This is a genomic window from Elusimicrobiota bacterium, from assembly GCA_041660185.1.
Taxonomy (GTDB): domain Bacteria; phylum Elusimicrobiota; class Elusimicrobia; order 2-01-FULL-59-12; family 2-01-FULL-59-12; genus JBAZWU01.
The window spans coordinates 131,018-152,314 of sequence record JBAZWU010000006.1 but is presented as its reverse complement, the minus strand read 5'-3'; the positions used below and the strand labels follow the sequence as shown (position 1 = coordinate 152,314).

At 57.8% G+C, this 21,297-nt stretch carries 20 protein-coding genes and 1 pseudogene; 3 read left to right on the top strand and 18 right to left on the bottom strand.

The features are described from left to right. Positions 1-194 (top strand): annotated as a pseudogene (locus WC859_06680) (PhoU domain-containing protein). Here the strand turns inward: WC859_06680 and WC859_06675 are convergent. From WC859_06675 to WC859_06655, 5 genes are read right to left on the bottom strand one after another with little or no spacing between them, the layout of a single operon-like run. Further along, positions 191-1,273, bottom strand: coding sequence for an LOG family protein (locus tag WC859_06675; GenBank protein MFA5975839.1), 1,083 nt, complete (start codon positions 1,271-1,273; stop codon positions 191-193). The pseudogene WC859_06680 and the gene WC859_06675 overlap by 4 nt on opposite strands. Before the next feature lie 35 nt (positions 1,274-1,308). Further along, positions 1,309-2,274 carry a hypothetical protein gene (locus WC859_06670; GenBank protein ID MFA5975838.1) on the bottom strand — a complete coding sequence of 322 codons (966 nt, stop codon included), beginning with the start codon at positions 2,272-2,274 and terminating at the stop codon, positions 1,309-1,311. Positions 2,275-2,303: 29 nt separating this feature from the next. After that, positions 2,304-3,407: a family 16 glycosylhydrolase gene (locus WC859_06665; GenBank protein MFA5975837.1), complete on the bottom strand. Its 1,104-nt coding sequence runs from the start codon at positions 3,405-3,407 to the stop codon at positions 2,304-2,306. 1 nt (position 3,408) lies between these two features. Further along, complete coding sequence (locus WC859_06660) at positions 3,409-3,780, bottom strand: hypothetical protein (GenBank protein MFA5975836.1); 372 nt, start codon at positions 3,778-3,780, stop codon at positions 3,409-3,411. After that, complete coding sequence (locus WC859_06655; protein ID MFA5975835.1) at positions 3,777-4,076, bottom strand: GlsB/YeaQ/YmgE family stress response membrane protein; 300 nt, start codon at positions 4,074-4,076, stop codon at positions 3,777-3,779. The genes WC859_06660 and WC859_06655 overlap by 4 nt, the downstream gene beginning before the upstream one ends. 28 nt (positions 4,077-4,104) lie before the next feature. Here WC859_06655 and thpR point away from each other — a divergent pair, with 28 nt between their 5' ends. Further along, positions 4,105-4,680 carry an RNA 2',3'-cyclic phosphodiesterase gene (thpR, locus tag WC859_06650; GenBank protein ID MFA5975834.1) on the top strand — a complete coding sequence of 192 codons (576 nt, stop codon included), beginning with the start codon at positions 4,105-4,107 and terminating at the stop codon, positions 4,678-4,680. A gap of 146 nt (positions 4,681-4,826) precedes the next feature. Further along, positions 4,827-5,888, top strand: a complete 1,062-nt coding sequence (locus WC859_06645; GenBank protein MFA5975833.1) for a ParB/RepB/Spo0J family partition protein — start codon at positions 4,827-4,829, stop codon at positions 5,886-5,888. Between the two features lie 3 nt (positions 5,889-5,891). On the opposite strand, the gene WC859_06640 is transcribed toward WC859_06645, so the two are convergent. The 13 genes from WC859_06640 to WC859_06580 form a co-directional block, all read right to left on the bottom strand. Further along, positions 5,892-6,869, bottom strand: a complete 978-nt coding sequence (locus WC859_06640; GenBank protein MFA5975832.1) for an aldo/keto reductase — start codon at positions 6,867-6,869, stop codon at positions 5,892-5,894. A gap of 160 nt (positions 6,870-7,029) precedes the next feature. Beyond that, the gene (locus WC859_06635) at positions 7,030-7,977 is read right to left on the bottom strand and encodes a cyclic nucleotide-binding domain-containing protein (protein ID MFA5975831.1); all 948 of its coding nucleotides are present in this window, start codon (positions 7,975-7,977) and stop codon (positions 7,030-7,032) included. A gap of 4 nt (positions 7,978-7,981) precedes the next feature. Beyond that, entirely contained in the window at positions 7,982-9,049 is a 1,068-nt protein-coding gene (locus WC859_06630) for a type IV pilus twitching motility protein PilT (GenBank protein ID MFA5975830.1), read from the bottom strand. A 48-nt stretch (positions 9,050-9,097) separates the two neighbouring features. Beyond that, positions 9,098-10,141: an ATP-dependent 6-phosphofructokinase gene (locus WC859_06625; GenBank protein MFA5975829.1), complete on the bottom strand. Its 1,044-nt coding sequence runs from the start codon at positions 10,139-10,141 to the stop codon at positions 9,098-9,100. A gap of 28 nt (positions 10,142-10,169) precedes the next feature. Then, on the bottom strand, positions 10,170-11,192 hold the full coding sequence (locus tag WC859_06620) for an acetyl-CoA carboxylase carboxyltransferase subunit alpha (GenBank protein MFA5975828.1): 1,023 nt from the start codon (positions 11,190-11,192) through the stop codon (positions 10,170-10,172). Positions 11,193-11,304: 112 nt separating this feature from the next. Then, positions 11,305-12,072 (bottom strand): hypothetical protein, encoded by a 768-nt coding sequence (locus tag WC859_06615; protein MFA5975827.1) that lies wholly within the window; start codon positions 12,070-12,072, stop codon positions 11,305-11,307. A 142-nt stretch (positions 12,073-12,214) separates the two neighbouring features. Beyond that, on the bottom strand, positions 12,215-14,641 hold the full coding sequence (locus WC859_06610; protein ID MFA5975826.1) for a DUF4118 domain-containing protein: 2,427 nt from the start codon (positions 14,639-14,641) through the stop codon (positions 12,215-12,217). Between the two features lie 25 nt (positions 14,642-14,666). After that, complete coding sequence (gene kdpC, locus WC859_06605) at positions 14,667-15,242, bottom strand: potassium-transporting ATPase subunit KdpC (GenBank protein MFA5975825.1); 576 nt, start codon at positions 15,240-15,242, stop codon at positions 14,667-14,669. Between the two features lie 85 nt (positions 15,243-15,327). Continuing rightward, positions 15,328-17,499, bottom strand: a complete 2,172-nt coding sequence (gene kdpB, locus WC859_06600) for a potassium-transporting ATPase subunit KdpB (protein ID MFA5975824.1) — start codon at positions 17,497-17,499, stop codon at positions 15,328-15,330. Positions 17,500-17,509: 10 nt separating this feature from the next. Beyond that, the gene (kdpA, locus tag WC859_06595; protein ID MFA5975823.1) at positions 17,510-19,288 is read right to left on the bottom strand and encodes a potassium-transporting ATPase subunit KdpA; all 1,779 of its coding nucleotides are present in this window, start codon (positions 19,286-19,288) and stop codon (positions 17,510-17,512) included. After that, entirely contained in the window at positions 19,288-19,377 is a 90-nt protein-coding gene (locus tag WC859_06590; protein MFA5975822.1) for a potassium-transporting ATPase subunit F, read from the bottom strand. The genes kdpA and WC859_06590 overlap by 1 nt, the downstream gene beginning before the upstream one ends. Positions 19,378-19,537: 160 nt before the next feature. Then, positions 19,538-20,227 (bottom strand): response regulator, encoded by a 690-nt coding sequence (locus WC859_06585; protein ID MFA5975821.1) that lies wholly within the window; start codon positions 20,225-20,227, stop codon positions 19,538-19,540. After that, on the bottom strand, positions 20,217-21,296 hold the full coding sequence (locus WC859_06580) for a DUF4118 domain-containing protein (protein ID MFA5975820.1): 1,080 nt from the start codon (positions 21,294-21,296) through the stop codon (positions 20,217-20,219). Before WC859_06580 ends, WC859_06585 begins: the two co-directional genes overlap by 11 nt. Position 21,297: the final 1 nt, after the last annotated feature.

The following is a 21,297-nucleotide window of genomic DNA, read 5'->3' as shown; positions in this document are numbered from 1 at the left end:
TTAAAAGAACAGGTGTTCCGAGAACTTTTGACTTTCATGTTGTCGGATCCCTCCACCATCAAGCGGGCCCTTGATTGATCCTCATTTCACGCAACCTGGAGCGCATCGCGGACCACGCCACCAACATCGCTGAAGACGTGGTGTTCGTGGTGGCCGGCAAGGACATCCGGCATCATTCGGAATCCGCAGTTTAATTCGAAGCGTCGTTGAGGCGGTTGATCAGCTGGCGCAGGCGTCCGAAGTTGAGCCGGTTAAAGGCGAAGGCGATGCGCGGCAATTGAAGGTGGTCCCGCTCCTCGGGGAAAGGCGGCGTCGCGAGGATCGTGCCCTCGGCGCAGATGGATTTAAACTCCGCATTTAACTCTTTGAGTAAAGCGGAGGGAGTCGGTTTCAGCGTCCGGATGACCAGCTGGTCATTCACAAACCGCAGGGAGTGGTAATTCCGGTAGAAATGCAGGATCTCGGCCACGGCTTCGTCGACGTTGTCGGTGATTTTGTAGAGACTCATATCTTCCGGCGATATTTTTTTCCGCTTCAGCAGCTGTCCCTCGATGTAACGCTGCCAATCCCGCCAGTAATTCCCTCCGGGCGCATCCACGAAAACGATCGGCATGGGATCGCTTTTCCCCGTCTGAACCAGGGTCAGGCTTTCCATCGCTTCGTCGTGCGTCCCGAAACCGCCGGGGAAAAAAGCGACGGCGCTGGTTTCTTTCACGAACATCAGTTTCCGCGTAAAGAAAAACCGGCAGTCGATAAAGCGCGGGTCCTTGTTGATGAACTCGTTGGCCGACTGCTCATACGGCAGGCGGATGTTAATGCCGAAGCTGTTATTCTTTCCGGCGCCTTCGTTGCCGGCCTGCATGATGCCGGGGCCAGCCCCGGTGATCGTCATAAAACCGTTCTTGGCCATTAATTTTGCGAACTGAAGCGCCTGTTTGTAATCGGGATCGGTCTTAGACGTGCGGGCAGAACCAAAGATCGTTACTTTTCTCCGGTCACGATAATCCTTGAAAATACGGAAGCCGTAACGCAGCTCACGGATCGCCCGGGACAGAATCTTGGCGTCGCCGCGGCTCAGGTTGGAGTTTTCCGTTTTCAGCGCCGTTACCATGATCTGGCGCACCAGATCCCGGTTATCCTCATCGACTTCCGGCGGTTTGGCCAGATCGATCAGCTCATCCATCCGCTTCAGAATATCGGGGTCCCAAACGTTAAAGCCTTCCGGGTCAGGCGGGTGTTGCTTTTTAGAATTAGGTCGAGAGGGTTGAGTCATAAGACGATGGATGGAATTCTATCAAAATCTCCGTGCTAGAAGTGAATCGTGGTGCCGAGACGGTTTTCATCCTGCAGGTGCGCGCTAAAAAGATAGGAATAATCCAATTGGAACATCCCGAGGCGAAGGCCAAACCCGATCGTGGGACCGACTTGCTGCTCGATCCCGCCGCGCAGGGCCGCACGCCCGTTGAAGACCCACAACTCGCTTCCGACAAACAACCGCATGTCCTGGGCCCCTTGCGTTTTAATCAAACCATCCACATCTACTGACCAATCCACGGGAAGATCGAACGGGCGATTCAACGTGAACGCCGCCCCCGGGCGGAAACGCATCGGCACCTTATCCTTGGCCTCCGTCGCGCCCGGCTCCGCCGAGGCGCCTTTCAAGGTCGTTCCGGTGATATCCGTCAGAGCAAATCCGAAGCGGAACGGATTGTACTGGGCATGAACACCGGCGTCCCAGCCGAAACCGGATTCGGTAAATCCATTAAATGCAAAACGGAAATACTTCAGGGACAGACCGGCGGACCAATGCGCCAGGGGATGGACCCCGGCGCCCAGCAGAAAGAGGTCGTTGGTCAATGTATCGGTTCCGAGGATTCGCTCATCCGAACTGGTCAGTTCAATATCCGTACTGCGCAGGCGCAGCCATCCGAAACCGATACTGCCGGACAGGCTCGGATACGACAAGCGCTTATTCAGCCCCAGAAAAGAGCGGGAGGTTTGCAGCATCGGCGTTTGATACATGGCGGTGACGCCGGAATCGATCAGGTTGCCCAGGCCCGCCGGGTTGTAATAAATCGACTCAATATCGTCGGACAAACCGATAAACGCATTTCCCATGCCGCCGGTGCGCGCGCTGATGCCGCTCAAGGCGAACGCGTCGGGTTCGCCGGAAGCAAGAGCAACCCCCGGCACGAATAAAAACAGGATCACGAGAACGTAGGGGCGGACCGCTGTCCGCCCGAACCATCGCGTTACAACATGGTGGGCGCACATCGGTGCGCCCCTACAAATCCATTGACCCGTCATTTCACCGCCACCACGCGACGGAATTGAATTTCGTCATGAACTCCCTGGCCATGGATGCGCACAAAATATAACCCCGGGCTGACATAGCCGCCTTTGCTGTTGCGCCCGTCCCAGATCAGGTCCATCCGTCCCGCGCCGGTGATGGAACCGCTGAGCGCTGTAACAAATTGCTCCCCCGCGTCGAAAATCTGCAAATCGACGCTGCCCCCTTCCGACGTCTCAACAACAAATTTTGTTGATCCCCTCCCGAGGAAAAACGGGTTTGGATAGTTATGGACGGTGTCTCTAAAAAAACCGTTGCTGCCGCTCTGAACGGCGTCCGCCGGCGTCACCCGGACATAGTCGACCAACATCGTCTGGGGCAGGGTGGCGTTATTAATGACGCCACCGACATTGCCGCCCAGGGCCGTGTTAATCATGAGAAACATCGGTGTCGAGGGGATCAATTGAGGTTCCGTCCGCGTGCAGGTCGTGATCCCATCGATTTTCCACGTCAGTGAGTTTGGCGTCCAGGTAAACGAATAGGTGTGCCAGTTCTGGCTCACATCCGAGACGGGGGCCAGGCAGCTGTACTCCGATACCGGGTAGCTGGGCGCGAAGACGTTCTGCCAGACCGTGGTCATGTCCTGGAAGTTGATTTCGGTCAGGTCAATCTCGTTTGATCCGGGCAGCGGCCACTGGCATGGCGCAATCGCCGTATCGCTGGGATTGGCGGCCTGGCAGTTCGCGCCGAGGAGCCAGATGGCCGGCCAGGCTCCCTGACCGCCAGCCATCTTGGCACGGTATTCTATTGTCCCGTAGGTAAAGTTGTAGGACCGCCATTGAACCATACCCGAGGCATAACCGCTGCCGGTGGCGCAGGAAACGGAGGCTTGATTACTCGTAATGACCAGATTGCCGTCGGCTACCGTATCAGCGGAAGGGACGTAACATTGCTGCTCATTATTGTAGTTGTGGCGGCCGGACACCTTAATCCAGGCGCTGGAGTTCAACTCGTTGCCGTAGAACTCATCGTCGAAGATCGGCGTGGCCCCCCAAACCGCGGCGGGGAACAACAGGAGGAACAGCCATCGGGCAGCTGGGGGGAGGACCGGCCTCACTCTATTTTTCTTTCTGATGCTTTTTGAAATAGGTCCACGTTTTCCGGTACGCGCGCCGGACATCCGCCAGCGCATGGTCGACTTCCGGACGGATCGTTTTCCACTTGTTTTCCGTCGATGACCTCATCTCTTCCAACTTATTTTTTGCCGTATGGAGTGACCCGTCTAAATTCTGCAGATGGCGATCGAGCTCTTCCCGGCTCCGGGCGCCGGCGCGCTGCGAGCGCATTTGGAGTTCCTGCGCTTTCGCGCCCCAGTGATCCAGTTCGGTCTGCACCTTCCCGGCATAGGAAGTTTGCTGATGAGAGGAGGCCGCTGGCGCTGGCCCTGCCATCATCAGAGAAATGGCTCCCAGCAAAAACAAAAATCTCATTTCTTCTCCTTCTTCTCGTCTTCTTTCTCTTTCCCTTTGCGTTTCATTTTGGAACGGGCCGCTTTCACGAGATTGATCATCAGGAAGAACAGGATCGCACCGACGACCGCCATCACGATCAACCCGGGCGTGTTGCGGACTGAAACCCCGAGGAAACCGAAGAGATACCCTCCGATGAGAGAACCGATCGCGCCGATCACGATGTTGCCGAAAAAGCCGAACCCTTTGCCCCGAATAATCCGGCCGAGCACCCACCCGGCGATAAAACCGACAAATAAGAAATGAAAGAAACTCATAATGTGTTTTAATTATTTTAGAAAACCTATGCGCCTTTTTGTTGCATTCAATCTTCCGGAATCCGTTCAGCGCGATATTCAGAACAGCCTGGCGCCTTTCCGATCCTTTTTCCAACAGGGTTCCGTTCGAGTCCGCTGGGTGCGCCCGGGCCAGTACCACCTCACCCTGAAATTTCTGGGAGAACAACCCGATAACCGGGCGCCCCTTATTCAACAGGCCCTGGGAGAAGCGCTGCGTGAAACCCGCTCATTTTCCCTGACGCTCGCCGGTTTCGGCTGTTTCCCCGTTCACGGGCCGCCGCAAACGCTGTGGATGGGCGTAGACCAGGGATCGGATAAGCTGAAACAGGCGGTGCTGTCTCTCGAAGAGACCCTGGCCAAATCCGGCTATCCGAAAGAGAAACGGCCCTTTCATGGCCATCTGACGCTGGGACGCATTCAGCGGACCGGGAACATCCAGCAATTCAGAGCATCCTTGCGGAACACCGCGGGGGCTCCCATCGGCCCTATTCCAGTCACAAGCCTCGATTTAATGCAAAGCCGGCTGGGCACCGGCGGCCCGGTTTATCGCCTGTTGGGTCGCGCAGCCTTAAAAACCGGATAGACGCGGCTCAAAACACGTTGCATAATATTAGTGTCACTTCGTCATTCCCCGCGGTCTCTGGCGGGGAACCCAGGCAAACCGTAGCACAACATGATGGATCCCCGGCCAGCAGCCGCCGGGGATGACGATAGACGAAGGAGTCCCCCATGCCCCCCCAGATCACCGAGATGATCCTCAAAATCCCGATCAACCAAATTTTGCCGTCCGCGCATCAGGCGCGTAAAACGTTCAACCAGCCGGCGATCCAGGCCTTAGCCGAAAGCATGGATCACGAAGGTTTAATTCACCCCATTATCGTTCGGGTGGCTCCCAGCCCGAAGTTTCAACTCCAGATGTCAAAAAACCCGAAAGAGTTTTTTGACAACGTGGAACTGGCCACCTGCAGCTTTGAACTTATATCAGGGGAACGACGGTTGCGTGCCGCCAAGTTTCTGGGGTGGGAAACCATTCCAGCTCGGGTGATCAGCGTTATCTCGGAAGGAGAAGCCGCCGCTAAAAGTCTGGTGGAAAACCTGCAAAGAGAGAATCTGGATCCCATTGAAGAAGCGGAAGGCTTTTCTCAGCTGAATCAGGTTGATCCTGTCTATTGGACACAGGAACGCATTGCTCAGATTTCCGGGAAAGACCGTACTTACGTGACCCGCTCCATCGGCCTGCTGAATCTTCCAGAACCCATCAAAGAGAATGTGCGACGTAGCACATTGAGCCGGGGACACGCCATCGAACTGCTCCGCTTGCCCAATCCAGAGATCCAGCTCCAGGTTGCAAAAAAAATCGAGAATCGCACCGTCCAACAAACCCGGCAGGTCATCGACCGGTTTCTGGGGGCAAAAGACGAGGCATCAAAAGATCAGAAACTGATCCAGAAATCAGCTCAAATGGCCAAGGAAATCGCCCGGCAGGAAGGATTGGGGCAAACGGATCCTTTGCATGAAAACTGGGTCCATTTATCCAAAGCAGCATCTTCTTTTGTCCCGATCGACTGGAAAACGTTTTACGCCGGGAATTGGACCTGGCAGTTTAACCTGAATCTCTCAAAGTTGTGGGCTATGACAGCTGCTCCGGTCTCCGTTTCCACTCCTGAGCTTGAAAAGAAACGGATCTCCGAACTCCGCAGAACGTTAGTGGAATGGTTTGACCGCGTCGCACAGGAACTCAAACAACTCGACGAAACACCCCAGGAAACGAGACCTTCGCAGAAACCCTGAAGCTTACCGGTAGAAATCGCGGTGCCAGGCGTGTGCGGTCAATTCCTTCATAACAACAGCAGGAAGCGGTATGCCATCGGATACGCGGACGTTTTCTTCCACATGCCGAAGGCGCCGCATGCCCGGGATAACCACGGAAACCGCCGGATGGGATAGGGTAAATTTCAGAGCGAGCGGCGGGAGGGCCGGCGCGCTGGAGCCGAGAAAAGGCTTCAATGCCTCCACGCGCCGAATGGTTTCCTGGAGTTTCTCCCCTCCAAAGTACCTCGAACGAAAATCTTCCGGATCAAAACGCGTTTCAAGCGCAAGCATCCCCGTGAGGCTTCCTTCGTCAAATGGAACGCGCACGATAACCCCCACGTTCATTTTCTGACACAACGGGAATAAATCCCTGGAAGGCTCTTGTTCGAAAATGTTGTAAATCACCTGGACGGTATCGACCGCGCCCGAAGCCACCAGACGCAGCGCGCTTTCCGGCTGGCAGTCGTTAATCGAAACTCCGAAGAAACGGATTTTGCCTTCCCGCTTCAACCGCTCGACCGCCTCACGCCACTCCGGCTCATCGCACCAGGCATCGGTCCACACATGAAATTGCTGAAGATCAAGCGTCTCAACCTTAAGCTTCCGGAGGCTCCGCTCTGTACACTGAATGATCCAATCCGCGGGAAAAGCATCTTTTAAAGGAGTCGTGGATCCGGCAGGCCACTCGTGGTTTTTCGGTGGACACTTTGTAGCGACAAAAGGACAGGGACCTTTTTTCGGGAGCGCGCGGCTGATCAGCGTTTCGCTGTGGCCATCCCCATAAACATAAGCCGTATCGAAAAAAGTAATGCCGAGCTCCAGAGCCCGGCGGAGCGCGGTGAGAGATTCCTGGTCATCCGTTGCGGAAGCTGGTCCCCACCACGTTTTACCGATGCCCCATGCGCCGAAACCGATTTCGGAAACGGAAATACCAGTACGGCCTAAAGTACGAGTCATCATCTTAGCGTGGCCCTCACCCCTGCCTGTCGGCAGGCCCTCTCCCTCAACAGGGAGAGGGAAATGATGTTTCCAGAAAATCTGGCGCTCCCTCCCCCTGCTGAGGGGGAGGGCGGGGGTGAGGGTAACCGGAGAATTCGAACCGGCTGACTACCCATACGTATTACAGGTTAAAGGACCGGCGGGATTGATCCAGGCGAGACTGCGCCGAGGCTTCCTCCTGGCGGCTCTGGCGCGCCAGCGCTTCGGCTAACGGATTGGCCATGGCCGAAAGCATCAGGAGCATATTACGCGAAAAGAACCGGGGCTGCTGACGGCTGGTCATCACGAGAAATCCCTGAAGGGGTTGATCGGGGCGATCCGCATTCATCAGCGGAACAAGGGCCGCCGAAGCGGCCTGCCATTGATCCGGCTCGTCCAGTACAAACGCGCTGGATTGTCCCTGGGCCTTCGCCGCCAGCGCGGAGGCCAGCGGGATCGCCGGGAGACGATCCGGTTCAGTGGTTGGATAGAGGCAGCCGAATTCCTCCCAATACGCGCTTCGTTCAAAACAATAGAGATCATCGAGCCCATCGATCGAACTTTTGACGAATTCCAGACCGGCCGCCAAGCGATCCTGAAAAGGCTGCGGCCCGGAGAGCAACCGGCCCACGCCGTAAACAATAGACAGTTCATGGCTTGTAAGTTGCAGCCGGCTGAGCGAACGGTCCAGCAGATTGATTAATACGGGAACACCCAAAGCCGGTTCCTGGACCAGCCATTCGCGAAATTTATTCCCCTGAATGGCCAGAAGTTCTCCATCCTTATTGGCGGTGGCCATGGCCGCGCGAGGGCAATTTTCAAGAAGCGCCGATTCGCCGAAAAGATCCCCCGGCCCCAGGACTCCAAGCACTTTGGAAGGGAAACGCGGGTCCTTGGATACCCGTTGAATCAGGACTTCGCCTGAAAGGATTCCAAAACAATAAGGAGAGGGTTCGTTCTGGCAGAAAATCGTTTCACCGGCGCGCACCGGACGGATCGCCGATAGATCCGCTAACGGACCCAGGACGGAATCCGGCAATTGGGACAGAAGCTCAATTGATTTAAGAGACTCTCGTACGGACGCGGCCATATCGTTAAGCGCCAGCGGATGAACCGGTTGGACGGATGAGTTCAGGACGGTTCGCTTTGCTCAGCGCATCCTCGATCGAGATCAATCCTTTTTTGACCAGGTCCGCCAACGCCCGGTCCAGGCTGACCATGCCGACCCGGGACCCGGTGTCGATGGCGCCATAAATCTGATGTGTCTTCCCCTCCCGGATATTATTGGCAATCGCCGGGGTCACGATCATCACTTCGCGGGCCGCCACCCGGCCTTTGCCTTCCACGCGAGGCAGCAGCGTCTGGCAGACAACCCCCTTCAAAACGCTGGAAAGCTGGGCGCGCACCTGCTGCTGCTGGTGCGCCGGGAACACATCGATGATGCGGTCCACCGTCTGCGCCGCGTCTGTGGTATGCAGCGTCGCGAAAACGAGATGACCCGTTTCCGCCATGGTCAGCGCCGCGCTGATCGTTTCGAGATCCCGCATTTCGCCGATCATCACGACATCCGGATCCTGGCGGAGCGCATGGCGAAGCGCTTCGCCGAAGCTGTGGCATTGCTGGCCGATCTCCCGCTGGCGCACCACCGAGTTTGTGTTGACATAAACGAACTCGATCGGGTCCTCAATCGTTAAGATGTGTTTTCGCTGCTTCTGATTAATGAGATTGATCAGGCAGGCGAGCGTCGTGGATTTACCGGAACCAGTAGGCCCTGTGACGAGCACCAGGCCGCGCGGCAGATTCGCCAGATCCGTGACGACCGGCGGCAGCTGAAGCTCCTCCGGCGTCGGAATGTGGACGGGAATGACTCGCATCACCGCTTCAATGCCGTTTTTCTGAAGGAGCACATTGGTGCGGAAACGGGAGATTCCTTCCACCGCCACCGAAAAGTCCAGCTCCCAATCCTGCTCGAAACGCGTCCGGTGCTCGTCCGAAAGAAAGCCGTAGATCAGGCGTTTGGATTCTTCAGCTGTGAGCACCGGGAATTCCGTCATGGGCCGCAGCTCGCCGTCGAGCCGGATCATCGGGGGCTGGCCGATGACCCAATGCAGGTCGGATCCGCCTTTTTGCACAGTGGCTTTCAGGACATCGACAATTTCCATCGGATTAATCCTCTTCGAATCGTCGGCTGACCGACCCGGGCCTCTGGCCTACTTAAAGAATACGTCTACGAGTTTGAGCCACTCCTGCGGAACGATTTTCAACTGAGCCGTGGCTTCTTCCAGAGAAACCCCCACCACCTCATTGCCGCGCAACGCCACCATCTGGCCGAAGTGACCCTCGTTCACGAGCTCCGCCGCCTTGACCCCCACACGGGTCCCGAGGATACGGTCAAAGAGCGTCGGGCCGCCGCCGCGCTGGACATGACCGATCACAGCGGAACGGGTTTCAATGCCGGTTTCTTTTTCAATGATCTCGGCTACTTTTTCGCCCAAGGCGCGATTCTTCAACAGCATATGGCCGAACTGGTCCAGTTGTTCGCCCTCCGTGCTCATGCCGGGCAGATCAACCGCCTCGGAAGTGACCACAATGGCGACTTTGTCGCGCGCATGCACTTGCTTCAGGTGCGCGCACATGGCTTTTACGTCCGCCGGACGCTCCGGCAGGAGAACCCAGTCCGCTGCCGAGGCGATGGCCGTAAAAAGCGCCACCCATCCGGCGTGGCGGCCCATCACTTCCAGCACCGTGTTGCGGGGATGGCTGCGGCCGGTATCGCGGAGCCGCTCCACCGCATCCATCGCGATGGTGGTGGCTGTATCGAACCCGAAGGTGTAGTCCGTTGCCGAAAGATCGTTATCCATGGTCTTGGGAACGCCGATCATCGGGAGCTTGTGCAGCTTATAAAACTTCGCGGCCACCCCCAGCGTATCTTCTCCGCCTAAAGCGATCAACGCATCCAGGCGAAGCTTCTTGAATGTCTCCAGGCACTTCTCGACAGCCCCTTCTTTTTTAAAAGGATTGGTGCGGGACGTCCCGAGGATCGTCCCACCTTTTCCAACGATCTCTTTCACATCGGCCAGGCCCAGCGGCTGGGTTTTGCCTTCGACAAGACCCCGCCAGCCTTCCGTAAGACCGATAAACTCGAAACCATAATCCAGGCCCCTCATCACACACCCGCGGATCGCCGGGTTAAGGCCGGGGCAGTCTCCACCCCCGGTTAGAATCGCAACACGTTTTGACACATCTGTAGCCATGAAACGTCCTCCTATGATTTTTTAAATTTTAGCCGGCGGTGAGGCGCTGCTTGCGAGGGGCTCGTCGATGCGCCACAGCTTCCATTTCCCCTTCACGCCAGGTTCCCAGAGAGCGAAATTTCTGATAACGGTTTTCCAACAGCTGATCGGGTGAAAGCGCCTGCAACTCCTTTAAATGGCGGCTGAGAATCCCGCGCAGCGTTTCGGCGGTCGCGGCCGGATCGCGATGCGCGCCACCCTGCGGCTCCGGCACGATTTCATCGACGATCCCAAGTTCTTTAAGCTCGGGAGCCGTGAGTTTCAGCGCGGCCGCGGCTTCCTGCGCGCGGGTTGCGTCCCGGAACAAAATGGCCGCGCACCCTTCCGGCGAAATGACCGAATACCAGGCGTTCTCGCACATCAAAAGCCGGTTGCCCATCCCGATCGCCAGGGCTCCGCCGGACCCGCCTTCACCGATCACGGTACAGATCAGGGGGGTTCGAAGCGCCGCCATCTCCTTGAGATTAATCGCAATGGCCCGCGCCTGTCCCCGTTCTTCCGCTCCGATACCGGGGTAAGCGCCTGACGTGTCGATAAAAGCTAAAACCGGCCGTTTGAATTTCTCGGCCAATTTCATCAGGCGCAGCGCTTTGCGGTACCCCTCCGGATGCGGCATTCCGAAGTTGCGGCGCATGGATTCCTGAACGGTACGGCCTTTCTGATGTCCCATGACAACCACCGGCTGGCCTTCGAAGCGTGCCAACCCTCCCACAAGCGCTTCATCCTCGGCAAAGGTCCTGTCGCCATGCAGTTCAATGAAATCCGTACAGAGAAGGCGTATATAGTCGAGTGTGTAGGGACGCTGGGGATGGCGGGCGATGGAAACGCGCTGCCAGGGGGTGAGTTTGCCGTAAATCTGGCGTTTGAGCTCTTCGCTTTTTTGTTCGAGAACCTTGATTTCCTCTGTGAAGTCGAGATGCTCGGACGCGGCGCAGGATTTCAGCTCCTCGATTTTCTTTTCGAGCTCTGAAATAGGTTTCTCAAACTCTAAATCAACGATCTCAGGCGCCATTATTCTCCCTATCGTCATTCCCCGCGGTTACTGGCGGGGAATCTCATCCATAGATCCCCGGCCAGTGATTGCCGGGGATGACGAGTTATGACCCTCTTTCGCCATGGTGACGTCAAAAGGGGAATTTATGTGTGTAATTGAGCCGGACAATCCGTTCAGCTCCGCGGTCGTCTCCCCGGCCGACATTCCGCGCAGCAACATCGACATTGAAGGCCGCGTTGATCCAGAACCGGCCCCCCAGATTGACGCGGCTGCTTGGCGCTTTACGAATATTGTCGTACTCGGCCAGGAGCGCGAACGACGGAACGATCTTCCAGGTGGCGCCGAAAAAACCGAAAAGCTCCGCGTCGTCCACTTTCGGGATGTTCATGCCGGCATGCAGCTCAAAGTCCGGCAGAAAGATCTCATGGCTGCCCACCAGGTACAACCCTCTTTCATCCTGAAGAAAATCTGTCGTCGATTCCTGATAAAGGTACCCCTGGTTTTCATATCCCAGAGCCAGCGCGGGGATAATGTCCGTGCCGTCAAAAAAACGGATCTTCACGAAGATGTCCGGCGTGACCATGTGGGGGTCATCCCCGCCAATCACCCGCTGAGCGTCAAAGAAAACTCCGAGATTGAGACGCTTAAACGGCCCCAACACCAGGCGCGACATAATCCCGCCCTCGCTGTAGAAGCGGAAGGCCGTCGCAAAGGTCATGGGATCCAGAATATCAGCTGTCGGGATGTCGACCGCCTCAATCTGCACGGCTTCCCCGTCGCGTGTTTTAGCAGCCGTTGACTCCGTTGTTTCCTTTGTTTCCGCCAGAGCAACAGTGGCCAGCATCCCTACGACCATTAAAGACCCTGCGATTTTCCATCCGCGATTCATTTGGCGCATAAATGCCCCTCTTTTGAAAATTTTAGGGTTAAAACATATCGAAAAAACAAAAAAAGAGGAACGATGACTATTGAAGTCTGGTCCCCCCTTGATCCCGGCGTACCGGGACGTGACGAATTGTACCTATTTTAGCGAGTAACCTTCAATCGCGCGCGAGGAGATAATGATGAATTTTCTTGGCAGATCGGAGCTTCTGCAGGTCATTGATTCGGTCCGTCTTCTGGAAGAAGGCGGCCACCTGGGCAAGAAAGGCCAAGTGGGCCTTGGGATTCTCCGCAGGCCCGAAAAAGAGAATCCACGCGCGGACAGGACCTTCGGATGAGATTCCAACAGCAGCTTTAACCTCTTTCAGGCCGGCGAGCCTGGCGTGAGGGATGGCCACACCGGATTGCAGGAGAGTCGGCGCGATACGCTCGCGTTCCTCGATCGCTTCGAACGCTTCGACCGGGTTCGGCAGATGAAGGCACTCGATGAGCCGCTTGATAATCTGATCGCGCGACTGCCCTGGAGAGAGGAGAACGATGCGGTCCTCACTGACGTAATCCCCCAATGAAGTTGTGGACTTTGCCTGCGCGGAGGTCAGAGCCAGAAGATCCATCTGCATCTCGGCCCGGCCCGCGAGTTCGGTGAGCCGGGTGCTTTCCAGCGCGCCGCCGATTTCAGAGGCAAACGTCTCCAGAAGCTGCAGTTGTTCGGGATCCTGCTGGGACGCCGGATCAGCCGGCCGAAGCCCCAGAACCCCGACAATTTTGCGGATCCCTCTTAAGGGCAGATAAAGCCCTTTCGAGCCGGCCAGCGTCTCGGTCCCGCTTCCGGCGATCTGCGCGTGTTCATGGACCCATTGGGCGACACTTTGCTCATGACTATCCCAGCCGAACTCCGCAGGGTCTCCAGCCGCGACCTCCAACAATCCAGACGCCCTCGGAACCACGATCAGAACCGGGAGACGATAAAACTCCTTGAGACGGCTGCACGCGGCCTGGAGCAGCTGCCCCGGGTCAGGGGTTTCAGACAACTCCCGACTGAGCTGATACAGAACCCTGGTCCGCTCTTCGCGGCGGCGCATCTGCTCGGCCAGAAAGCGCAGACGGCTGGTCAACGTCCCGATCAGGATGCCCACAGCAAACATCACGACAAACGTCACGACATACTGCGCGTCCGATACGGCGAATGTCAGGCGCGGCGGGACAAAAAAGAAGTCAAAGGCCAGCACGCTCAGGAGCGCCGCCACAAACGACGGCAAACGACCGAAGCGGTAGGCGACCGCCGCGACCCCCAGCAGATAAATCATGGCTAGATTGACGAGATTGATCGTCTGCGACAAAGGCCCTAAGAGGGCCGTGATCAGCGCCACAAGGACCGCTCCCCAGCTGATTCCCTGCCAGGAGATTTGTTCTGCCTGGGGCGCTCCGCGGCGCGCGCCCAGATCCGATCCGAAGCCGCTGATGACATGCAGATCAATATCGCCGCACCGGTGAGCCAGCTCGTTCACGATAGAGCCGTAGAGCCATTCCTTCCACCGGGAGCGGGCGGGTTTACCGATGACAATTCGGGAGATATTCTGCTTGCGGGCATAGGCCAGAAGCTCTTCCGTCACATCCTCCCCGGTGAGCGTGACGGTCTCGGCGCCGAGTCTCTCAGCCAGCCGGAGATTGTTGATCACGCGAGCCCGGTCTTCAGGAGGAAGCCTGAAAAAGGCCGGTGTTTCAACGTGCACCGCGGTCCATTGCCCGTGCAGGCGCGTGGCCATCCGGCGCGTGGCGCGGATGAGACGGGCGGACATGGGGCTTGGACTGACACCGACCAGCAGACGCTCGCCAGCGGGCCAGACACCCTCGACGGCATTCTGCTCCCGATAGGCCTGCATCTGTTCATCGACGCGCTCAGCGGTGTGTCGCAATGCCAGTTCGCGCAGCGCGATGAGGTTGCCCGGCTGGAAAAAATTGTCGGCCGCGCGGTCAGCCTGTTCGCCCCGGTAGACCTTTCCTTCCTTCAGCCGCTTGAGCAGGTCCTCGGGAGCCAGATCTACCAGCTCCAGCTCATGCGTCCGCTGCAGGAACGAATCCGGCACGGTTTCCCGGACAGCCACCCCCGTGATCTGAGCGACCACGTCGTTCAGGCTTTCCCAATGCTGGACATTCAGGGTGGTGTAGACATGGATGCCGGCGTCCAGCAGTTCCTCGACATCCTGCCACCGTTTGGCGTGACGCGAGCCGGGTGCGTTGGCATGGGCAAGCTCATCGACGAGAATCAGCGTGGGCCGGCGTTTCAACGCGGCATCGATATCCAACTCCTTGAGCCGGACGCCTTTGTAATCGATATCTTTTCGCGGAAGGATTTCAAGCCCATCGAGGAGCGCTTCGGTTTCCGTCCGGCCGTGCGTTTCAACGATCCCGACCACCACGTCCCATCCTTCTTTTTTGCGCTGCCGCGCCGCCTCGAGCATGGCATAGGTCTTGCCCACCCCGGCGGTGGCGCCGAAAAACAGCTTAAGCTGGCCCGCGAAAGAAGCTTTTTCTTCTTCCTGGACGCGCTTGAGCAATTGATCCGGATCAGGACGATTCGACATTTATTTACTCCTCACTATCATGCGACTATTTCTTGAGCTCATCCAGCGCGAGATTGAGTTCCAGCACGTTCACCACCGGTTCGCCGATCAACCCCAGGAAGCGGTCCTGCGTATGAGCCTTGATCAGCGCCCGCACCTGATCCTCCGAAAGGCCTCGTTTCCGGGCGACGCGCCCCGCTTGATACAGCGCGCCGGCCGGGCTGATATGCGGATCGAGTCCGCTGCCGGAAGCCGTCACCAGATCTACGGGGACTCGCGCGCGGTTTTCCGGATCGGCCTGGTGCAGAGCAGAGAGACGGTCTTGAACCGCTTTCGTGAGCGCCGGATTTAAAGGCCCCAGATTGGAACCTGACGAAGCCCTTCCATTGTAGAGCGGGGACGTCGCGGAAAGACGGCCCCAGAAAAACTTTGGGTCGTCGAACGGCTGGCCGATCAGCTCCGATCCGACGGCTTTGCCGTCCTTCAGAATCAGGCTGCCGTTGGCCTGGCGTGGAAACAGGATCTGGGATACCCCGGTAATGGCCACCGGATAGAGAATTCCGGTCAACACAGAAAGCACAACAAGTGTACGAACGGATATTTTTAATTGTTCAAGGTACATTTTGTTTTTCCTTGTAGGGGCAGGCCACCGTGCCTGCCGAGATGTCATTTCAATGGCGGGCGGGGACAGTGCCCCGCCCCTACGATTACGCCAAATGCATCGCAACCAATAACATGTCGATCAATTTGATCCCGATAAATGGCGCGATGATTCCGCCGACGCCGTAAATCAGCGCATGATCTCGAAGCAGGCGGCTGGCGGCGACGGCCCGGTACTGGACACCGCGCAACGCGAGCGGAATCAGGAGGACGATAATGATCGCGTTGAAAATGACGGCGGATAGAATCGCGCTCGCCGGGGTGGCCAGGTGCATGATGTTCAAGGCTCCCAACACCGGATACGTGGTCACAAACGCGGCCGGGATAATGGCAAAGTACTTGGAGACATCGTTGGCCACGCTGAACGTGGTCAGCGCGCCGCGCGTAATGAGCAGCTGCTTGCCGATTTCCACGATTTCAATCAGTTTCGTGGGATTGGAATCCAAATCCACCATATTGCCGGCTTCCTTGGCCGCCTGCGTTCCGGTGTTCATGGCGACCGCCACATCCGCCTGCGCCAGCGCCGGAGCATCGTTGGTGCCGTCGCCGGTCATGGCCACCAGGCGTCCGCCTGCCTGCGTTTCCCGGATGAGCTTGAGTTTGGTCTCCGGGGTCGCCTGCGCGAGGAAATCATCGACGCCGGCTTCGGCCGCGATCGCGGCGGCGGTGAGAGGGTTGTCCCCGGTAATCATCACCGTTTTGATGCCCATCTGGCGCAGTTCGGAGAAACGTTCCTTGATCCCGCCCTTCACGATATCCTTGAGATGAATCACCCCGAGCACGTTGTTCCGGTCAGCCACGACCAGAGGCGTCCCTCCTGATTTGGCGATCGTTTCCACCGTTGTTCGGACTTCCGGCGGGAAACGTCCGTTGTTCGTCTCGACGTACGTCTCGATCGCCTCGGCCGCGCCTTTACGAATCCGGCGGCCGTCCTGCAGATCCACCCCGCTCATGCGCGTCTGGGCCGTAAAAGGAATGAAGCTCGCTCCCAGTTCATGCACTTGGCGCCCCCGGATGCCGTATTTTTCCTTTGCGAGCACGACGATGCTGCGACCTTCCGGGGTTTCATCGGACAACGAACTGATCTGGGCGGCATCGGCAAGCGCTTCGGGGGCAACACTGTCAGAAGGAAGAAACGCCACCGCCTGGCGGTTCCCCAGGGTAATCGTTCCGGTCTTATCCAAGAGAAGGACATCCACGTCACCGGCCGCTTCCACCGCGCGGCCTGACATGGCGATGACATTGGCCTGGATCATGCGGTCCATCCCGGCGATACCGATCGCGGGCAGGAGCCCACCAATCGTGGTCGGGATCAGGCAGACAAGCAGCGCCACCAGGACCGTGACAGTCACCGGTGTTCCGTGACCCGCAGCGTGTACGCTGTAAATCGAAAACGGCAGCAGGGTCACCGTTGCCAGGAGGAAGATGATGGTCATGCCGGCCAGCAGGATGCTGAGGGCGATCTCATTCGGGGTTTTCTGTCTTTTGGCGCCCTCAACCATATCAATCATGCGGTCGAGAAAGGTTTCGCCGGGATTGACCGTGATCCGGACCACCAGCCAATCGGACAGAACGGTGGTCCCGCCCGTGACCGCGCTGCGGTCCCCTCCGCTTTCCCGAATGACCGGAGCGGATTCGCCGGTGATCGCCGCTTCATTAACCGAAGCTACGCCTTCAATCACTTCGCCGTCCATCGGGATGACATCTCCCGCCTCGACCAGTACTACGTCCCCCTTCTTTAAGGTGGAAGCGAATACAAGATCATAGTGCTGACCCTCACCCCAACCCTCTCCCTCCGGGGGGAGGGGGCAGGGCCGACCAACGGGACCCGCCACACTGCTGGCGAGGCCTCGCCGGACGTCTGGCGGGGAGCCGCGGGTGAGGGTTAGTTTCTTCGCCGGCGTGTCCTGCCGGGCTTTCCGGAGCGTCGCGGCCTGCGCTTTGCCGCGGCCTTCAGCCATGGCCTCGGAAAAATTGGCGAATACCACGGTGAACCAGAGCCAGATCGAGACCGCCAGGATGAATCTCGCCGGAGCCTCTCCGTGGCCTACCAACGCCTGGATGAAAAGGCCGGTGGTCAGCACGCTGCCCACTTCCACCACAAACATGACGGGACTTTTGAGCTGGTGGCGCGGGTCTAGTTTCTTGAGCGAGTCCTTCGCCGCGGGAAGAACGATAGCGGGATCAAACAACGAGCGGGATTGGCTTTGCCTTTTCATGAAAATCTCCTTATGACCACATCATCAGGTGTTCCACGATCGGACCGAGGGCGAGCGCGGGCACAAACGTCAAAGCGCCGACCAGAATCACGGTCGCTACGAGAAACACGATAAAAAGCGGAGTGTGCGTGGGCAACGTCCCTGAACTGGGTGGAACGATTTTCTTCCTGGCCAGAGATCCGGCCATGGCCAGAACCGGGATGGCGATCCAGTAGCGGGAGAAGAACATCGCCACTCCCAACCAGACGTTATAGAACGGCGTATTGGCACCGAGCCCCGCAAAGGCGCTGCCGTTGTTGTTGCCGGCTGAAGCAAAAGCATACAGCACTTCACTGAAACCGTGCGGCCCCGGATTAAAAATCCCGGCCAACCCCGCCTTGCAGACGACCGCGAGAGCTGTTCCGAGTAAGACGAGGGCCCCCGGCACGAGGATTCCGATGGAAGCCATTTTCATCTCATAGGATTCGATCTTCTTCCCAAGGTACTCCGGCGTCCGGCCGACCATCAGGCCGGCGATAAAAACAGCGATGACGGCAAAGAGGAGCATGCCGTAGAGTCCTGAGCCGACTCCGCCGAAGACCACTTCGCCCAGTTTCATCATCACCATCGGGACAATCGCCCCCAACGGCGTGAAGGAGTCGTGCATGGCGTTCACGGAACCATTGGAGGCAGCGGTGGTCGCTGTCGCCCAGATCGCGGAGTTCACGATACCGAACCGTGACTCCTTTCCTTCCATATTGCCCCCCGGCTGAAGCACCGACGCGGTTTGATCCACTCCCAGTTTGGCCAGCAGGGGGTTGCCGCCCTGCTCCTGAGCCACGCAGAACCAGAGCATCGGGATGAAAATAATGAGCATGGCCGCCAAAATCGCCCAGCCCTGGCGTGTATCCCGGACCATGGCGCCGAAGGCGTAGCAGAGAGCCGCCGCGATCAGGAGGATCGACAGCACTTCCAAGAAGTTAGACGCCGGTGTCGGATTCTCATAAGGATGCGCAGAGTTGACGTTAAAAAACCCTCCACCGTTGGTGCCCAACTGCTTGATCGCGATCTGAGAGGCGGCCGGTCCCACGGCGATCACCTGCGAATGGATGTCTCCGCCAGACGTCTGGCGGACCATGGATCCCCCGCCAGTAGCCGCGGGGGATGGCGTTTGCTGGAGCAATGGAACGGTCACGCTGGGCCGGAACGTCTGAGGCACACCCTGCCAGACAAGAAATAAGGTAAAAATCACGGAAAACGGCAACAGGATATACAAGGTTGCTCGCACCAGATCCACCCAGAAATTGCCGATGGTTTGCGCCTGGCGCCGGGAAAAACCACGGATGAACGCCGCCAGGATCGCCATGCCGGTCGCGGCCGACACAAAGTTCTGAACGGTGAGCCCGAGCATCTGCGTCCAGTAACTCATCGTGGTCTCGCCGCCGTAGCCCTGCCAGTTCGTGTTCGTGACAAAGCTGATGGCCGTATTAAAGGAAGAGTCCGGCGTGACAGCCCCCATCTTCATGGGATTCAACGGAAGCATTGTCTGGAAACGCTGCAGCGCGTAGACAGCCAGGAAGCCCAGCCCGTTGAAAAGCAGCATGGCGATGGAGTAGGTTTTACAATCCATTTCATCCTCTGTACGCACACCACAGAAGCGGTAAATCCACCGCTCCACGGGGACCAACGCACGGGCCAGACGCGGGAAGCGTCCCTCATAGATGGCGGCCATGTAGGCGCCCAGCGGTTTGACGCAGACCAAAAGAACCGCGAGATAAATAAGGCACTGAACCAGGTTGTTCGTAGTCATTAGAAAATCTCCGGCTTCAGAAGCGCGATCAAGAGATAGATTAGAATCACCAGCGAAACCACACCTCCGATTACGTAAACAGGGTTCATGAGAGTCTCCTTACAACTTTTCGCACAGCCAAATAAGCCCGACGGTTAGAACAAACAAGCCAAGCGCCAGACTAACGTAAATGATGTCCATGTTTCTAGGATACGCGGACCCCGCGTAAGGGGTCCATTGCCGATGTGTTAGGGTTCTGTTAGGGCGGGACTACTCTTCTAATCGATATCCAATGCCGGGCTCGGTTTTGAGGGAGCGAGGCCTGACCGGGTCTGTCTCGATCTTGTGGCGGAGTTCATGAACCGTGATGCGGACCGCCTCGGGCGTTACGTCGCGGTCTTCGCCCCAGACGTTTTTCATGAGTTGACCGTGACTCACGACACGGCCCGCATTGCGGACCAGAACGGCCAGGAGGTCATATTGAAGCGGGGAGAGTCGGATTTCCTTCTTGCGGAGCCAGACGCGCCGGGTGACGAGATCCACCTTCAATCCTTCATGCTCGTAAACGCTCGGGGATTCCCCGGGCTTACGCTCCGCGTGGCGCAGCGCCACCCGCAGTCGCGCCAGGAGTTCCTTGATCCCGAAGGGTTTGGTGAGGTAGTCGTCCGCGCCGGCGTCCAATCCTTTGATTTTGTCGCTCTCCTGGCCGCGGGCGGAAATGATGATCACTGGAGCCGAGGTCCAATGGCGCAGAGCTTTGAGCGTTTCGATGCCGTCCTGGTCCGGCAGGCCGAGGTCCAGCAGAATCACATCCGGTTTGCGCTTGGCGGCCAAATCCAGACCGAGGCGGGCGGTTGAGGCCTCCAACAGCTCCCACCCCGCTTCCTGCAAAGAGGAACGGAGGAACTTCAGAACCGCTTCTTCATCCTCGATGACCAGGACTTTCTTGTCAGCGCTCATGGGATTTCTCCAGCGGGAGCGTGAATTGGAACGCGGCACCGCCACCCGGGCGGTTCTCCGCTGAAATGTGTCCCCCGTGGGCATTGATAACGGCACGGCAGATGGCAAGCCCCAGCCCCGCACCTTTCGAAGACTCTCCCCGATAAAATTTGTCGAACACCCGCTCGGATTCTCCGACCTTGAGCCCGGGGCCCTGGTCCAGAACCGAGACCCTCACGGAATCGTCTCTCACCTCTGCAAATATCTCCAGACGGCCTTTGGGCGGCGTATAACGAATCCCGTTCTCCAGTAAATTCATAAAGACCTGCTCCATCAGAATGGCATCCATGGGAATCGAGGGCAACTCGTCCGGGATCCGGACGATCACGTCACGGCCATCGAGAGACTTCTCCAGACGTTCCAAAGAACTCCCGACGACCTCCTCCAGCGGATAAAGCTCCTTATGAAGCTGAACCGCCCCGGATTCGAGGCGGGTGGCTTCCAGAAGGTTCTGGATCAGACGGGAAAGCCGCTCTCCCTCGTTCTGGATATTCTCCAGAAGCTCGCGGGACTCCGGATGCTTCACCGGCTCACCGCGCCCGAGCAGCGTTCCCACAGACCCCAGAATCGCCGCCAGAGGCGTGCGCAGATCGTGCGAAACAGAACTCAACAACGAACTCCGCAGCCGTTCGCTCTCCGCTTCGATCTCGGCTTTCTTAGCCTTTTCCAGAAGCCAGACGGATCGCTGTTCATTCTCCCGGGCCGACGCGGCTTCGGCTCGGAGCCGGATTGCCAGGTGGCTGATCACCATGGCTGTTGTAAACATCCCCACGAACGTCCAGAAGTACTGCACGTCGGAGACGCGGAGCGTGAACCGGGGCGGCACAAAGAAGAAATCAAAGCACAACACTCCCAGAATGGACGAAAGGGCGGCGGGCCCTCGATTCCCCCGCGCCGCCACGATCAACGTGGCCAGCAGATAGATCATGGCCAAATTCGTCAATTCCAAGAAATGAGATAGGCTGAAGCACACGGCGGTTGCCGCGGCTACCAGAAGGACGGCTAAACCATATTCTCGACGTGAAACCATA

Coding starts and splice junctions, on each gene's coding strand:
- WC859_06675 (MFA5975839.1), bottom strand. CDS start 1,273: ATGACTCAACCCTCTCGACCTAATTCTAAAAAGCAACACCCGCCTGAC.
- WC859_06670 (MFA5975838.1), bottom strand. CDS start 2,274: ATGTGCGCCCACCATGTTGTAACGCGATGGTTCGGGCGGACAGCGGTC.
- WC859_06660 (MFA5975836.1), bottom strand. CDS start 3,780: ATGAGATTTTTGTTTTTGCTGGGAGCCATTTCTCTGATGATGGCAGGG.
- WC859_06655 (MFA5975835.1), bottom strand. CDS start 4,076: ATGAGTTTCTTTCATTTCTTATTTGTCGGTTTTATCGCCGGGTGGGTG.
- thpR (MFA5975834.1), top strand. CDS start 4,105: ATGCGCCTTTTTGTTGCATTCAATCTTCCGGAATCCGTTCAGCGCGAT.
- WC859_06645 (MFA5975833.1), top strand. CDS start 4,827: ATGCCCCCCCAGATCACCGAGATGATCCTCAAAATCCCGATCAACCAA.
- WC859_06640 (MFA5975832.1), bottom strand. CDS start 6,869: ATGATGACTCGTACTTTAGGCCGTACTGGTATTTCCGTTTCCGAAATC.
- WC859_06635 (MFA5975831.1), bottom strand. CDS start 7,977: ATGGCCGCGTCCGTACGAGAGTCTCTTAAATCAATTGAGCTTCTGTCC.
- WC859_06630 (MFA5975830.1), bottom strand. CDS start 9,049: ATGGAAATTGTCGATGTCCTGAAAGCCACTGTGCAAAAAGGCGGATCC.
- WC859_06625 (MFA5975829.1), bottom strand. CDS start 10,141: ATGGCTACAGATGTGTCAAAACGTGTTGCGATTCTAACCGGGGGTGGA.
- WC859_06620 (MFA5975828.1), bottom strand. CDS start 11,192: ATGGCGCCTGAGATCGTTGATTTAGAGTTTGAGAAACCTATTTCAGAG.
- WC859_06615 (MFA5975827.1), bottom strand. CDS start 12,072: ATGCGCCAAATGAATCGCGGATGGAAAATCGCAGGGTCTTTAATGGTC.
- WC859_06610 (MFA5975826.1), bottom strand. CDS start 14,641: ATGTCGAATCGTCCTGATCCGGATCAATTGCTCAAGCGCGTCCAGGAA.
- kdpC (MFA5975825.1), bottom strand. CDS start 15,242: ATGTACCTTGAACAATTAAAAATATCCGTTCGTACACTTGTTGTGCTT.
- kdpB (MFA5975824.1), bottom strand. CDS start 17,499: ATGAAAAGGCAAAGCCAATCCCGCTCGTTGTTTGATCCCGCTATCGTT.
- kdpA (MFA5975823.1), bottom strand. CDS start 19,288: ATGACTACGAACAACCTGGTTCAGTGCCTTATTTATCTCGCGGTTCTT.
- WC859_06590 (MFA5975822.1), bottom strand. CDS start 19,377: ATGAACCCTGTTTACGTAATCGGAGGTGTGGTTTCGCTGGTGATTCTA.
- WC859_06585 (MFA5975821.1), bottom strand. CDS start 20,227: ATGAGCGCTGACAAGAAAGTCCTGGTCATCGAGGATGAAGAAGCGGTT.
- WC859_06580 (MFA5975820.1), bottom strand. CDS start 21,296: ATGGTTTCACGTCGAGAATATGGTTTAGCCGTCCTTCTGGTAGCCGCG.